The organism is Streptomyces calvus, from assembly GCF_006782915.1.
GTDB classification, from domain to species: domain Bacteria; phylum Actinomycetota; class Actinomycetes; order Streptomycetales; family Streptomycetaceae; genus Streptomyces; species Streptomyces calvus.
Window position 1 is genome coordinate 110,482 of sequence record NZ_VCNP01000032.1, and the last position, 13,403, is coordinate 123,884.

Sequence of the window (13,403 nt, forward strand, 5' to 3'; positions counted from 1 at the left end):
CTGGGGCCGCGTTCGTCGCTTCAGCTGACGGAGACTACTGACAGTCCCCGATGCGGTCGATGCCTCGTCCGGCTGCCGGCCGTCAGACGGCCGGCAGTGCGTACACCTCGGGCCCGTGGGTGGCCAGCAGGCGGTTGCCCGAGATGGCCACCTGCCACGGTTCGCCGTTGTTCTTGTTGTCGTCGTAGACCCAGCGGACCGTGCCGCTCGCGGCCTCCAGCGCGACGATGCCTCCGCCCAGGCTGCCGGTCGCCCCGTAGAGCGAGGAGCCGACCCGCAGGAAGGTCTCCGGGCCTTCGACCTCCAGGTCGTCGCAGAGCCACTTCCGGCGGCCGGTCCTGGCGTTCACGGCCCAGACGCCGTCGTCGTCGTCGCTGACGTACAGCACGCCGTCGATCGCCGTGGGATTGCGGAAGCCGCGGCGGCCGTCGGGGGACAGGGTCCAGACGGTGTCACCCGTGTCGGCGTCGACGGCCGTCAGTTCCTCGCCCGGCAGGAGGACGAGACCGCCGGCGATCGTGGGCTGCCAACTCCAGTCGTCGCCGATCTTCTTGGTCCACAGTTGTGCGCCGGTCGCGGTGTCCCGCACCGTGAGGTTCTCGTTGCTGTCGGCGTAGACCAGGTACTTGCCGGAGACACTGCCCTGGACGTCGTAGTCCCTGGTGCCCCAGTCCCGCTTCTGCAGCCACACCTTCTTGCCGGTGGTGTGACTGATGGCGGCGACGGCCGTGCGGTACTGCGTGGCGCTCCTGGACTCGCCGTGGTCGTTCGCCGTGACGTAGACGTTCTTGTCGTCGATGGCGATGGTGGACTCGACGGTGACGCCCTTGCCCAGGCGGCTCCGCCAGACCTCCTCGCCGCTCGTGACGTCGAGCGCGACGAGCACGCCGTCGTAGTCGCCGTCCGCCAGGTACACCTTGCCGCCGCGGAAGAGGAGCGGCTCTCCCGGGCGGCAGGCGTCCTTCTTCGACCAGCGTGCCGTACCGGTCTTCACGTCGTAGGCCACCAGCGGGTCGCCGCTGACCAGGAGGAGGCCGTCGTGGGTGAGCAGGGGGACCTGCGGGCTGGTGCCGTCCTCCGCGGCCGTCTTGTGCCACAGGGGCTGGGGCGCGACGCCGGGTGGCGGCGTGGTGAACCGCTCCCCGGCCGGCTCGCCCGTTCCGCCGCGTCCTGCCGCGTCGGACGGGCTGTCGGAGCCGTTTCCGTTCTGCCCGAGCCACCAGGCCGTACCGCCTCCGACGGCGGCGACGCCGGCGGCGGCACCGAGCGCCAGGCCGAGTACGCGGCGGCGGGACCGGCCGGTGGCCGGCTCGCCGAGCCGCACCGTGCCGGACAGGGGCGTGCCCGGTCCGCCGTGAGCGGGGCCGGCCGGGGCGGTCGGGGCGCCCGGCTGGTGGCCGTAACCCGGCGTCGGCGCGCTGCCGTAGCCGGGGGTCGGTGGGCCGCTGGGGTAACCGCCGGGTGTCTGCGCCGCGTTACCCGTCGCGGCGGGTCCTGCCGTGATGGTCGGCGCCGGCCCGAAAGCGGCTGCGGCCGGGGCCGAGTCGGGGGCTTCGAGGTCGAGGATCCCCGCGGCGTGTGTGGCGATGGTCGAAGCGACCGCCGACGGCAGCCAGTCCTGCAGAACCGGCTCGACGCCCTGCGGCGCCAGCGACGCCACGATCTGCGCCGGCGTGGGGCGCTGTGCCGGGTCCTTCATCAGGCAGGCGCGGACCAGGCCCAGCAACGACTGCGGTACGCCCGTCAGATCGGGCTCGCCGTGCACGACCTGGTAGAGCAGCGACGCGTGCGAAGAGGACCCGTCACCGAAGGCTCCGCGGCCGGTCGCCGCGAACGCAATCACTGCCCCCAGGGAGAAGACGTCGCCCGCCGTACCGACGTCGTGGCCCTGCGCCTGTTCCGGCGACATGTAGCCGGGCGACCCGACCACAACTCCCGTCTGCGTCATACGGCTTCCGTCGACGGCGCGGGCGATGCCGAAGTCGATGACGCGGGGGCCGTCGGCGGCCAGCAGCACGTTGGACGGTTTGAGGTCGCGATGGACCAGACCCGCCGCATGGACCTCCTGCAGTGCCGCGGCGAGACCGGCGGCCAGGGCACGGACCGTGCGCTCGGGCAGCGCACCGTGCGCGGCGACGACGTCCGTGAGGTCGGGACCGAGCACGTACGACGTCGCCAGCCAGGGCAGCGCCGCCTCCGGGTCGGCGTCCACGACCGGGGCCGTGAAACGACCGGAGACCGCTTTGGCGATCTCCGCCTCGTGCCGGAAACGGGCCCGGAAGTCGGCGTCCGACGCGAGATCCGGGCGGACCACCTTCACCGCGACGGTGCGACCGCCGGGCGAACGGGCAAGGTAGACACGCCCCATGCCACCGGCGCCGAGCCTGCGCAGCAGACGATAACTGCCCAGTTCGCGAGGATCGTCCGGCTGCAGTGTTTCCATGATGCCCTTCCCCGTGGTGGCACCCGTGAGGCAGGTGCTGACGCCCGGTGCCGTTCGCTGTCGCAGACACATTAGTAAGTGGCGGGCGGCGACGGCCGACCGGCGGTCGTGGGGTCTCAGTCGAGCTTCGACAGGCGGGCCTTGGGGCGGCCGGAGGCCTTGCTGTCGGACTCGTAGAGGAGGTCGTCGCCGACCGGGGTGAGGCGGACGGTGTGGCGTGCCTGGTTGCAGACGTCGCGGTTGCTCTTCGCGCCGACCGAGGTGGTGACGAGCTGTTTCTTCGTGACCTGTTTCAGGGTGAGGACGTCGTCGCAGACGCCGCCGAAGATGTCGGTGTGCCGCAGGGTGCCGATCTTTTCGCCCACCTCGGCCTGTTCGACCGTCACCCGGAACGTGCCGAGCGGGATGGAGATGCCGTCGCGGGAGGCGGCCTGGCCTTCCCAGGTGCCCAGGTACGCGGTGGGTACGGCGGCGGCGGTGGACGGCGCCGCGGGCTGGTGGCCGCCGTCGGAGGCCGACGGGCCGTCCGCGTTGCCGGGCAGCAGGTCGAGTACGAAGGCCGACCCGACGGTGACCGCGGCCAGTGCGCCCGCCACCGCGAGGGCGACGGTGCAGCTCACGCGTCGGCCGCGGCCGTCGCGGCCCGGTGTGGACGCGGCCGCCACGGAGACGGAGAGCCTCCCGGGACCGGGCGCGGAGACGGGTTCGGGTGCGGGTGCGAAGACGGGTTCGGGTGCGGGTGCGGAGCCGGGTTCGGGTGCGGAGACGGGTTCGGGGCGGGGGGCCGCGGGCTGGGTCGGCGGGTGAGGGTACTCCGTTGCGGCGCGCGGGTCGGGAACGAGCGGGGCGCCCGGTCCGCCCGGCACCGGCGTCACCGGCGTCACCGGCGGCCGGAACGGCTCGGCCGACGGCACCCCCTCCCCCACCGAAGGGCTGCTGAAGCCCACCGGTCCCGACGGGCCGTCGGTGGTCGTCTCCAGGTTCAGGAGGCGGACGGCGCTGCGGCTGACCTGTTCCACCAGGGGGCCGGGCAGCCAGCCGCCGGCCACCAGGCGGGAGGCGCCCTCGGGGGCGAGGCGGCGGGCCACGTCGGCGGGGGCCGGGCGGGCGGACGGGTCCTTGTCGAGGCAGGCCTCGGCCAGTTCGCGTATCCCGCCGGTCAGTTCGCCCAGTTCGGGCGGCTCGTGCACGACCTTGTAGAGCAGTGCGGCCGAGGAGTCACCGGGGAACGGCGGCCGGCCCGTCGCCGCGTACGTCAGCACCGCGCCGAGCGAGAAGACGTCCGCCGCGCCCGTCACGCCCTTGCCGAGGATCTGCTCGGGCGACATGTAGCCGGGTGAGCCGATCGAGACGCCGGTGGAGGTCAGGGATGCCGTGCCGTCGGTGGCGCGGGCGATGCCGAAGTCGATCAGGAGCGGGCCGTCGAGGGTGAGGAGGACGTTGGACGGTTTCACGTCCCGGTGCACCAGGCCCAGTTCGTGCACGGCCGCGAGCGCCTCGGCCAGGCCCGCGCCCAGGGTCCGCACGGTGTGGGCGGGCAGTGGGCCGGTGTCGGTGACGGCCGCGGCGAGGGAGGGGCCGGCCGCGTAGGCGGTGGCGACCCAGGGGACGCGTGCGTCGGGGTCGGCGTCCAGGACGGGTGCCGTCCAGGCGCCGCCGACCCGGCGGGCCGCGTCGACCTCGCGCCGGAAGCGGGCGCGGAACTCCTCGTCGAGCGCGAAGTGCGGGTGCACGATCTTCACCGCGACCGTGCGGCCCCCGGCGCTGCGGCCCAGGTAGACGCGGCCCATGCCGCCGGAGCCGAGCCGTCCGAGCAGCCGGTAGGGGCCCACGGCCGTCGGTTCGTCCACGTCGAGCGGCCGCATGGCGTCCACCCCTCCCCCGTCACGCCCGGATGCCGGAACCTTCCAGCAGGGTAGTGGGCGCAGCGCCCGCGCCTCACGGTCGCAGCAGGTCGACCTTCACGTCCGCGGGGAACCCGGTGGTCGGTCCGACCCGGCGGGCGAACTCCGCGACCGCCTCCAGCTGCGGGGCGCCGAAGCTGAAGTCGAGGGTGGTGAAGTACTGGGCGAGGGTCGCCTCGTCGAACGCCTCCCAGCGGGCGGCCTGCTCGGCGACCTTGCCGACCTCGTCGAGGGAGAGGTTGCGGGAGGCGAGGAAGGCCTCGTGCACCTTGCGGGTGATGACCGGCTCGCGCTCGGCGTACTCGCGCCGGGCCGCCCACACCGCGAAGACGAACGGCAGGCCCGTCCACTGCTTCCACAGCGCGCCGAGGTCGTGCACGTCGAGGCCGTAGCGGGGCCCGTCGACCATGTTCGCGCGCAGCGCCGCGTCGCCGATGAGGACGGCCGCGTCGGCCTCCTGCATCATCAGGCTCAGATCGGGCGGGCAGGTGTAGTAGTCGGGCCGGACGCCGTACTTCTCGGCGAGCAGGAGCTGGGCGAGGCGTACGGAGGTGCGGGAGGTCGACCCGAGGGCCACCCGGGCGCCGTCCAGCCGGTCCAGCGGGACCTGCGAGACGATCACGCAGGACATCACCGGGCCGTCGCAGCCGACGGCGATGTCGGGGAAGGCGACCAGTCGGTCGGCGTGCTTGAGGAACTCGACCAGGGTGATCGGACCGATGTCGAGGTCGCCCTGCACCAGCTGCTCACTGAGCTTCTCGGGGGTGTCCTTCGTCAGCTCGAAGTCGAGGAGCGTGCCCGTTCTCGCGAGCCCCCAGTACAGGGGCAGGCAGTTCAGGAACTGGATGTGGCCGACGCGCGGCCGGGTGCGAGGATTGTCCACATCGTGAGGCTAGCCCTCACCCGGAGGGGGACGGGCTCCGGCCCCTTGGTACGACCGGTGGTACGGCCGAACGGCTGGTGTTGCGGGACGGACGGACCGGCCGGACATATGTGACGGGCGGGGTGTTCAAACATTCGGGTGAAGTGATCTTGACCTCTATTGCATTCGGGCGCCCGCGTGCTAGGCTCGTTCGCAAGTTGCAGTTTGGTTTCCCTTGCAGTACAGAGCCTGCGGAGCATGTGACCGCGGGCTCTCGTCGTTCTCAGACGGATGCACTTGTGCGGAATTGGTCTTCACACTTGCTGGTTCTGGAGCAGGGCAACCCTTTGGGCCCAAGGAGGGCTTATGGCTACCGGAACCGTGAAGTGGTTCAACGCCGAAAAGGGCTTTGGTTTCATCGCCCAGGAAGGCGGCGGCCCCGACGTCTTCGTCCACTACTCCGCGATCAACGCGACCGGCTTCCGGTCCCTCGAGGAGAACCAGCAGGTGTCCTTCGACGTCACGCAGGGTCCGAAGGGCCCGCAGGCGGAGAACGTCACCCCGGTCTGATCCTCCGATCCGGGAACGACTAGCAGTACCCAAGGAGCCCCGCGCCGTCCGGCGACGGGGCTCCTGCCTTTCGTGAATCCCCGGCGGCACCGATCGCCGGTGTTGAATCTCCGGCGAATTTCTCTCATACGTGCTGCATGATGAGCACGAATTTCGTGCCCGCCTCCCGGGCCTCGTACGTGTGCGGCACATCTCCGCGATACGACATGTAGTCCCCCGGGCCGAGTTCCACGCTCTCTCCCACGGGCCCGGCCTCCACCCGCCCGGCACTGACCACGATGTGCTCCACGGTCCCCGGAATGTGCGGCTCCGAGGTGCGTACGCTTCCCGGCTCCAGGCCGACGGCGTAGATGTCGCGCCGCGCGCCCGGCGGGCTCGCCGACAGCAGCGTGGCGACGTAGCTGGACTGTTCGGAGTGGACGGTCGGCCCTTCGCCCGCCCTGATGACCTGGACGGCCGGCGCCGGCGGCTCCACCAGGGCGCTGAACGGCACCCCGAGCGCCACCGCCAGCGCCCAGATGGTCTCCATGCTGGGGTTTCCGCTCGCCGCCTCCAATTGGGACAGCGTGGACTTGGCGATTCCGGCGCGTTTGGCCAGTTCCGACAAGGAAAGGCCGACGCGGGTGCGTTCGCGGCGCAGGGCGGCGGCGATCCAGTCGAGGGGGAGGCGGGGCGGAGGGCCTTCGGTCATGTCGTTCGCTCCAGCGGTCTGATCGTTCGTCTTGACGAACGGACGGTCTTCTGTCCATGGTAGAAAACATGCGTTCGGTACAGCGAACACCGGCGTCCACCGCCGTCGCCTCCTCCTGTGATCCCGGGCTGTTCCGGGACGTGTCCCTGGTCTGTCTGGCCGGGGGCGTGGTCGGGGTGTCGTTCGGGGCGATCGCCGTCGCCGGCGGACTGCCGGTGTGGGTGCCGGTGGTCATGTCGCTGCTGGTGTACGCGGGGTCGGCCCAGTTCAGCGCGGTGGGCGTGCTGCTCGCCGGGGGCGGACCGGTCGCGGCGGCGGCCACGGGGCTGCTGCTGAACACGCGCACGGCCGCCTTCAGCCTCGCCGTCGCCGAGCACATCGGCCGGGGACGGCTCGCCCGGCTGGTCGGGGCGCACCTGGTCACCGACGAGACGGTGGCCTTCACGCTCGCGCAGCGGGACCCGGCACGGCGGCGGGCCGCGTTCTGGATCTCGGGGCTCGGGATGTTCGCCGTGTGGAACACCGGAGTGCTGGCGGGTGCGCTGGCCGGCAGCGCGCTGGGCGACACCGCGCGCTACGGGCTGGACGCGGCCTTCCCGGCCGTACTGGTCGCGCTGGTGCTGCCGTCCCTGCGCGGGGACGCGGACATCCGCCGGGCCGCGCTGCCCGGCGCGGCGCTGGCCCTGGCGGTGACCCCGGCGGTGCCGGCGGGGGTGCCGGTGCTGGTGGCGCTGGCGGGGCTGGTGCTGCACGGGCGCGGGCGCCGGCGCGCGGGGAGGCGGTCGGTGTGAGTGCGACGGTGGCCATGATCCTGGTGCTGGCGGCCGGGACGTACGCCTTCCGGCTGGTGGGGCCCGCGCTGCACGGGCGGGTGGAGCTGCCGGTCCGGGTGCAGGAGCTGCTGACCGCGGGTGCGGTGGTGCTGCTGGTGGCGCTGCTGGCCACGGGGGCGCTCACCGAGGGCGGGGGGTTCGCGGGGTGGGCGCGGCCGGCCGGGGTGCTGGTGGGCGGGGTCCTGGCCTGGCGGAAGGCGCCGTTCGTGGTGGTGGTCCTCGGCGCGGCGGCCACGACGGCGGCCCTGCGGGCGGCCGGGATCGCCTGAGGCCCACCGGTCGCTTCCCGCCAGTTGCAGCAGCTCGGGCCGCCCCGCGTTGTCGGTGGACGCGAGGCCCGCCGGCGGCTTCCCGCCCATCACAGCCGGGACCCCCGCGTTGTCGGTGGGCGCGAGGCCCGCCGGCGGCTTTTCCGCCCGTCACAGCCGGGACCGCCCCGGGCTGTCGGTGAGCGCGAGGCCCGCCGGCCGCTTCCCGCCCGTCACAGCCGGGACCGCCCCGGGCTGTCAGTGGGCGCGGCTAAGGTGCCCGCCCATGACCGTGCCCCATGCAGCCACCACCCCGGATCCCGACCGCACCCCGGCCCCCGCCACCACTCCCGAGCCGAGCCACACCCCGGCCCGCGGCACCGCCACCGCGCACGCACCCGCCGCCGCGCACGCGCCCGCGCCCACTCCCGCGCCCACTTCCGTGCCCGATCACATCGCGACCACCCGTTCCTTCTACGACGCCATCGCCGAGGACTACGCCGGTCTCTTCCGTGACCTGCTCGCCGCCATGCCGCTGGACCGGGCGCTGCTGGCCGGGTTCGCCGAACTGGTCGGGCCGGGCGGCCGGGTGGCCGACCTGGGGTGCGGTCCGGGGTCGGTGACCGCGCACCTCGCCTCGCTCGGCCTCTCCGTGTTCGGCGTCGACCTGTCCGAGGGGATGCTCGCGATCGCCCGCCGCGAGAACCCCGGACTGCGGTTCGAGCAGGGCTCAATGCTGGACCTCGACCTCCCCGACGGCTCACTCGCCGGTGCCGTCTCCTACTACTCGACGATCCACCTCCCGGACGAGGAACTGCCCGCCGCCTTCGCCGAGTTCCGCCGGGTGCTGGCGCCCGGCGGGCATCTGGTGGTGGCGTTCCAGGTCGGTGACGAGCCCCGCCACCACCACGAGCCGTTCGGCCACCCGGTCTCCCTCGACTTCCTGCGCCGCCGGCCCGAGCCGGTCGCCGCACTGCTGGAGGCGGCCGGTTTCACGGTGGTCCTGCGCAGCGTGCGCGCGGCCGACGCGGAACTGGGCGAGCCGACCCCGCAGGCGTTCCTGATCGCCCGCGCACCACGCACCGGCACCGACTAGCTGTATTGATCACGAGCGTTGTTAACGCTGGCCGGGCTTGATCATGGCGAAGGCCTCCGTGTGTGGTGGAGGTGGCGAATCTTCACCGCACGGAGGCCTTCGTGTCCCCCCGTAATGCCCGGCTGCCCCTTCACGGCAGGCGGCTGCTGGTTGAACGTGTCCGCACCGGACGCCCTGTCGCCCATGTTGCCGCGGAGATGGGCATCTCCCGCGTCACCGCTCACAAGTGGGTGCGTCGCTGGCGGGCCGAAGGCGAGAAGGGACTGCACGCCCGGTCCAGCCGTCCGCGCACGACGCCGCACCGCACGGCGGGGGCGATCGAGGCCCGGGTGTGCCGTCTTCGCCAGGACCGCAAGCTCGGCCCGGCCCGCATCCGTCCGATCCTGGGCCTGCCGGCCTCGACCGTGCCCCGCGTCCTGGTCCGTCACGGCCTGACCCGCCTGTCCTTCCTGGACCGGCCCACCGGCCAGGTCATCCGACGCTACGAACGCGCCCGCCCCGGCGAGCTGGTCCACGTGGACGTCAAGAAGCTCGGCCGCATCCCCGACGGCGGCGGCCACAGGGTCCTGGGCCGCCAGGCCGGCCGCGCCACACGCAACGGCATGGGCTTCGACTTCATCCACTCTGCGGTCGACGACCACAGCCGCCTCGCCTACAGCGAGGTCCACCCGGATGAGAAAGCCGCCACCTGCGCGGCCTTTCTGCGCCGGGCCGCCGCCTTCTTCGCAGCGTCGGGCATCGACCGCATCGAGCGGGTCCTGACCGACAACGCCTGGCCCTACCGCAAAAGCCTCGCCTGGCAGCAGGCCCTGGCCGACCTGGATGCGGCCGGCAAGCTCACTCGCGCATACCGGCCGCAGACCAATGGCAAGGTCGAGCGCTTCAACCGCACCCTGCTCGACGAAGGGGCCTACCTGCGGCCCTACACCAGCAACACCGAACGCACCGCCGCCCTGGCAGACTTCCTCCACACCTACAACCACCACCGCTGCCACACCGCACTCGGCGGCCAGCCACCCATCAGCCGCGTGAACAACGCTGCGGGTCGATACAACTAGCCCCGCCGGGTACCGCACCGGTGCGCCCGTCGCCTCGCCTCCGGTGCTGGTGCTCCCGCCCGGTGCCGCCCGTCGCCTCCCGTGCTGCTGCTCGTCCGGTCCCGCCCGTCGCCTCGCCTCCGGTGCTGCTGCTCGTCCGGTCCCGTCCGTCGCCTCGCCTCCGGTGCTGGTGCTCCCGTCCGGTCCCGCCCGTCGCCTCCCGTGCTGCTGCTCCCGTCCGTGCCGCTCAGTTCCCGGTGACCCAGCCCGGCCCCGCGTACAGCGCCTCCACCTCCTCCGCGAAGTCGCGCAGGATGCGGTCGCGCCGCAGTTTCATCGACGGGGTGAGGTGGCCGGCCTCCTCGGTGAAGTCGACGGGGAGGACGGTGAAGCGGCGGATGGATTCCGGGCGGGAGAGCATCCGGTTGGCGTCGTCGATCGCGCGCTGGAGGATGGCGTGCAGTTCCTCGTCGTCGGCGAGGAGGCGCGGCGGCACCGGGTGCTTGCCGTTCATGCGGCGCCAGTGGGTGAGGCCGGCCGGGTCGAGGGTGATCAGGGCGGAGACGAAGGGGCGGTTGTCGCCGACCACGATGACCTGCGAGATCAGGGGGTGTGCGCGCAGCCAGTTCTCCAGCGGGGCCGGGGCGACGCTCTTGCCGCCGGCGGTGATGATCAGTTCCTTCTTGCGGCCCGTGATGGTCAGGTAGCCCTCGTCGTCCAGTTCGCCGATGTCGCCGGTGTGCAGCCAGCCGTCGGGGGACGCGGGGACGACGCCGCCGGACTGCGGGTCCCAGTAGCCGCGCAGCACGTGGTCCCCGGCGACGAGGATCTCGCCGTCCGCCGCGATGCGGATCCGGGTGCCGGGCAGTGGCCAGCCCACCGTGCCCAGGCGGGGTTTGAGCGGCGGTGTCACCGTGGAGGCGCCGGTGGTCTCCGTCAGGCCGTAGCCCTCGAAGATCTCGATGCCGGCGCCGGCGTAGAACGCGGCGAGGCGGCGGCCGAGCGGGGAGCCGCCGCAGATGGCGTAACGGACCCTGCCGCCCATGGCGTTGCGGATCCGGCGGTAGACCAGGGGGTCGTAGAAGGCGCGGGCGGTCTTCAGGGCGCGGGACGGGCCGGGGCCGGTGCCGGCGTGGCGGGCCTCGACGGCCTCGCCGTAGCGGCGGGCCACGGACGCGGCGCGGTCGAAGGTCGTCAGCCGTCCGCCGGCCTCCGCCTTGGCGCGGGCGGCGTTGAAGACCTTCTCCAGCATGTAGGGGATGGCCAGCAGGCAGGTGGGGCGGAAGCTCGCCAGGTCCGGCAGCAGGTCCTCGGAGTTCAGGCTCGGTGCGTGGCCGAGGCGGACCCGGGCGCGGACGCAGGCGACGGCGACCATGCGGCCGAAGACGTGCGACAGGGGCAGGAAGAGCAGGACGGACGCCTCTTCGCTGGTGCGTGCCTTGAAGACCGGGTAGAGCAGTTCGATCGCGTTGTCGACCTCGGCGAAGAAGTTGCCGTGGGTGAGGGCGCAGCCCTTGGGGCGGCCGGTCGTGCCCGAGGTGTAGACCAGGGTGGCGAGGGTGTCGGGGACGAGCATGCCGCGGCGGACCTCCACCTCGGCGTCCGGGAGGTGTGTGCCGGCCTGGGCGAGCGCTTCGACGTGGCCCTTGTCGACGGTCCACACGTGCCGCAGGTCGGGCAGGTGCGGCAGTTCGGGGCCGAGGGCGGCGGCCTGCGCGGCGGTCTCCGTGATCAGGGCGACCGCGCCCGAGTCGTGCAGGATCCAACGGGTCTGGAAGACGGAGGAGGTGGGGTAGACGGGGACGGTGACCAGTCCGGCGGCCCAGGCGGCGAAGTCGAGGACCGTCCACTCGTAGATGGTGCGGGCCATGACGGCTATCCGGTCGCCCGGCATCAGCCCTTCGGCGATCAGCCCCTTGGCCACGGCCATCACCTCGTCGGCGAACCGGGCGGCGGTGACGTCGCGCCAACTGCCGTCCGGTGTCTTGCGGCTGAGGACCACCGTGTCGGGTGCCGCGTTCGCGTTGTCGAACGGCAGGTCGGCGAGCGACCCGCGCCGCACCGGCTTGGCGAACGGCGGCACGAAGGCTTCCCTGACGACTCCGTCCAGACGCCTGGTCTCGGGCTCGACCGGAACGGGCGCTCCGTAGGCGTCGTCGTCGAGGGCGGAGGAATACGCGGTGGACACGGGCGGCTCCTGAGGCGGTGCAGTGGAACTGCTGGGTGCCACGACGTACGTGCCTCGCACGCCGAGGCGCTCACCGGTGGACCCGGGAGGGAAACGCCACCGGTGTCGGGATCGTACGGCGCTCAGGTGAGGGGTCTGTGCGGGTACCGGAAGGTAACCGGACCGGGGATGTGCAGTGTCGGAGGTTACGTGAGGGTTACTCAGGTACGTTCCAGGATCGCCGTGACGCCCTGTCCGCCCGCCGCGCAGATGGAGATCAACCCGCGTGCGGGGGCGTCCCGTTCGGCGAGGAGCTTCGCCAGGGTCGCCACGATGCGGGCGCCGGTGGCGGCGAACGGGTGGCCGGTCGCCAGCGACGAGCCGGCCACGTTCAGCCGGGCGCGGTCGACCGGTGTCAGTCCTCGCTTCTCCCAGGCGGCGAGGGTGGCCAGCACCTGGGAGGCGAACGCCTCGTGCACCTCGACCAGGTCGAAGTCCGCCAGGTCCAGCCCGGTGCGTTCCAGCATCCGCGGGACCGCGTACGCCGGTGCCATCAGCAGGCCGTCCTCGCCGTCGGCGACGTCGCCGTGCACGAAGTCGACGGCGGCCGTCTCGTACGCCGTCAGGTAGGCCAGCGGCTCCAGTCCGCGCTCCTGTGCCCACTCCTCGCTCGCCAGCAGCACCAGTGCCGCGCCGTCGGTGAGGGGCGTGGAGTTGCCCGCCGTCATGGTGGGTTGCGGGTGGTCGAGGCCGAACACCGGCTTGAGGGCGGCGAGTTTCTCCACGGTCGAGCCGGGCCGCAGGTTCTGGTCGCGGGCCAGGCCGCGGAAGGGCACCACCAGGTCCTGGAACAGGCCGCGTTCGTACGCCGCCGCCAGCCGCTGGTGGCTGGTCGCGGCCAGTTCGTCCTGGGCCTCGCGGGTGATGCCCCAGGCGCGGGCGGTGACGGCGGCGTGCTCGCCCATGGACAGGCCGGTGCGCGGTTCGGCGTTGCGCGGGATGTCGGGGACGAGGTGGCCGGGGCGGACCTTCGCCAGGGCCTTGAGGCGGGCGCCGAGGGACGTGGCGCGCCGGGCCTCCAGCAGCACCTTGCGCAGGTCGTCGTTGACGCCGAGGGGCGCGTCGCTCGCGGTGTCGGCGCCGCCGGCGATCGCGGCCTCGGTCTGCCCGAGGGCGATCTTGTTGGCGGCGGCGACGACGGCCTGGAGGCCGGTGCCGCAGGCCTGCTGGATGTCGTAGGCGGGGGTGCGGGCGTCCAGGCGGGAGCCGAGGACGGTCTCGCGGGCGAGGTTGAAGTCGCGGCTGTGCTTGAGCACCGCGCCGGCCACCAACTCGCCGACCGCGCCCGGCTCCTGGAGGTCGTACCGCTCGACGAGGCCGTTCAGGGCGGCGGTGAGCATCTCCTGGTTGGAGGCGGTGGCGTAGGGGCCGTCGGAGCGGGCGAAGGGGACGCGGCTGCCGCCGATGATCGCGACGCGCCGGACGGTCGCCGGCTTCAGGGTGCTCATCTCGACCTGCTCCTCACCGTGACATAGTCTTACCTCCGGTAACC

11 protein-coding genes are annotated in these 13,403 nt (G+C 72.8%); 5 read left to right on the forward strand and 6 right to left on the reverse strand.

Features of this window, described 5'->3' with window-relative positions:
* Positions 1-82: 82 nt before the first annotated feature.
* The 3 genes from FGW31_RS14410 to FGW31_RS14420 form a co-directional block, all read right to left on the reverse strand.
* Positions 83-2,443, reverse strand: a complete 2,361-nt coding sequence (locus tag FGW31_RS14410) for a protein kinase domain-containing protein (RefSeq protein ID WP_142193809.1) — start codon at positions 2,441-2,443, stop codon at positions 83-85.
* Positions 2,444-2,559: 116 nt separating this feature from the next.
* Positions 2,560-4,308, reverse strand: coding sequence for a serine/threonine-protein kinase (locus FGW31_RS14415; protein ID WP_142193810.1), 1,749 nt, complete (start codon positions 4,306-4,308; stop codon positions 2,560-2,562).
* A 73-nt stretch (positions 4,309-4,381) separates the two neighbouring features.
* Entirely contained in the window at positions 4,382-5,230 is an 849-nt protein-coding gene (locus tag FGW31_RS14420; protein WP_142193811.1) for a menaquinone biosynthetic enzyme MqnA/MqnD family protein, read from the reverse strand.
* Positions 5,231-5,575: 345 nt separating this feature from the next.
* On the opposite strand from FGW31_RS14420, the gene FGW31_RS14425 reads away from it, so the two are divergent.
* A complete protein-coding gene (locus FGW31_RS14425) occupies positions 5,576-5,779 on the forward strand; it encodes a cold-shock protein (RefSeq protein WP_004984723.1) in 204 nt (67 codons plus the stop codon).
* 124 nt (positions 5,780-5,903) lie between these two features.
* On the opposite strand, the gene FGW31_RS14430 is transcribed toward FGW31_RS14425, so the two are convergent.
* Positions 5,904-6,470 (reverse strand): helix-turn-helix domain-containing protein, encoded by a 567-nt coding sequence (locus FGW31_RS14430; protein ID WP_142193812.1) that lies wholly within the window; start codon positions 6,468-6,470, stop codon positions 5,904-5,906.
* 68 nt (positions 6,471-6,538) lie between these two features.
* Between FGW31_RS14430 and FGW31_RS14435 the strand changes: the two genes are divergently transcribed.
* From FGW31_RS14435 to FGW31_RS14450, 4 genes are all read left to right on the forward strand, one after another.
* A complete protein-coding gene (locus FGW31_RS14435) occupies positions 6,539-7,261 on the forward strand; it encodes an AzlC family ABC transporter permease (protein ID WP_142193813.1) in 723 nt (240 codons plus the stop codon).
* Positions 7,258-7,572: an AzlD domain-containing protein gene (locus FGW31_RS14440; RefSeq protein ID WP_142193814.1), complete on the forward strand. Its 315-nt coding sequence runs from the start codon at positions 7,258-7,260 to the stop codon at positions 7,570-7,572. Before FGW31_RS14435 ends, FGW31_RS14440 begins: the two co-directional genes overlap by 4 nt.
* Positions 7,573-7,837: 265 nt before the next feature.
* Positions 7,838-8,647, forward strand: coding sequence for a class I SAM-dependent methyltransferase (locus FGW31_RS14445; protein WP_142193815.1), 810 nt, complete (start codon positions 7,838-7,840; stop codon positions 8,645-8,647).
* A 101-nt stretch (positions 8,648-8,748) separates the two neighbouring features.
* Positions 8,749-9,705: an IS481 family transposase gene (locus FGW31_RS14450; protein WP_142193816.1), complete on the forward strand. Its 957-nt coding sequence runs from the start codon at positions 8,749-8,751 to the stop codon at positions 9,703-9,705.
* Positions 9,706-9,931: 226 nt separating this feature from the next.
* Here FGW31_RS14450 and FGW31_RS14455 read toward each other — a convergent pair whose 3' ends face one another.
* On the reverse strand, positions 9,932-11,872 hold the full coding sequence (locus tag FGW31_RS14455; RefSeq protein ID WP_142193817.1) for an AMP-dependent synthetase/ligase: 1,941 nt from the start codon (positions 11,870-11,872) through the stop codon (positions 9,932-9,934).
* A gap of 200 nt (positions 11,873-12,072) precedes the next feature.
* The gene (locus FGW31_RS14460) at positions 12,073-13,359 is read right to left on the reverse strand and encodes an acetyl-CoA C-acetyltransferase (protein WP_142193818.1); all 1,287 of its coding nucleotides are present in this window, start codon (positions 13,357-13,359) and stop codon (positions 12,073-12,075) included.
* Positions 13,360-13,403 lie beyond the last annotated feature (44 nt).

Excerpts from the sequence above, each read along its gene's own strand:
- FGW31_RS14410 (WP_142193809.1), bottom strand. The coding sequence starts at position 2,443 with ATGGAAACACTGCAGCCGGACGATCCTCGCGAACTGGGCAGTTATCGT.
- FGW31_RS14415 (WP_142193810.1), bottom strand. The coding sequence starts at position 4,308 with ATGCGGCCGCTCGACGTGGACGAACCGACGGCCGTGGGCCCCTACCGG.
- FGW31_RS14425 (WP_004984723.1), top strand. The coding sequence starts at position 5,576 with ATGGCTACCGGAACCGTGAAGTGGTTCAACGCCGAAAAGGGCTTTGGT.
- FGW31_RS14430 (WP_142193812.1), bottom strand. The coding sequence starts at position 6,470 with ATGACCGAAGGCCCTCCGCCCCGCCTCCCCCTCGACTGGATCGCCGCC.
- FGW31_RS14435 (WP_142193813.1), top strand. The coding sequence starts at position 6,539 with ATGCGTTCGGTACAGCGAACACCGGCGTCCACCGCCGTCGCCTCCTCC.
- FGW31_RS14445 (WP_142193815.1), top strand. The coding sequence starts at position 7,838 with ATGACCGTGCCCCATGCAGCCACCACCCCGGATCCCGACCGCACCCCG.
- FGW31_RS14460 (WP_142193818.1), bottom strand. The coding sequence starts at position 13,359 with ATGAGCACCCTGAAGCCGGCGACCGTCCGGCGCGTCGCGATCATCGGC.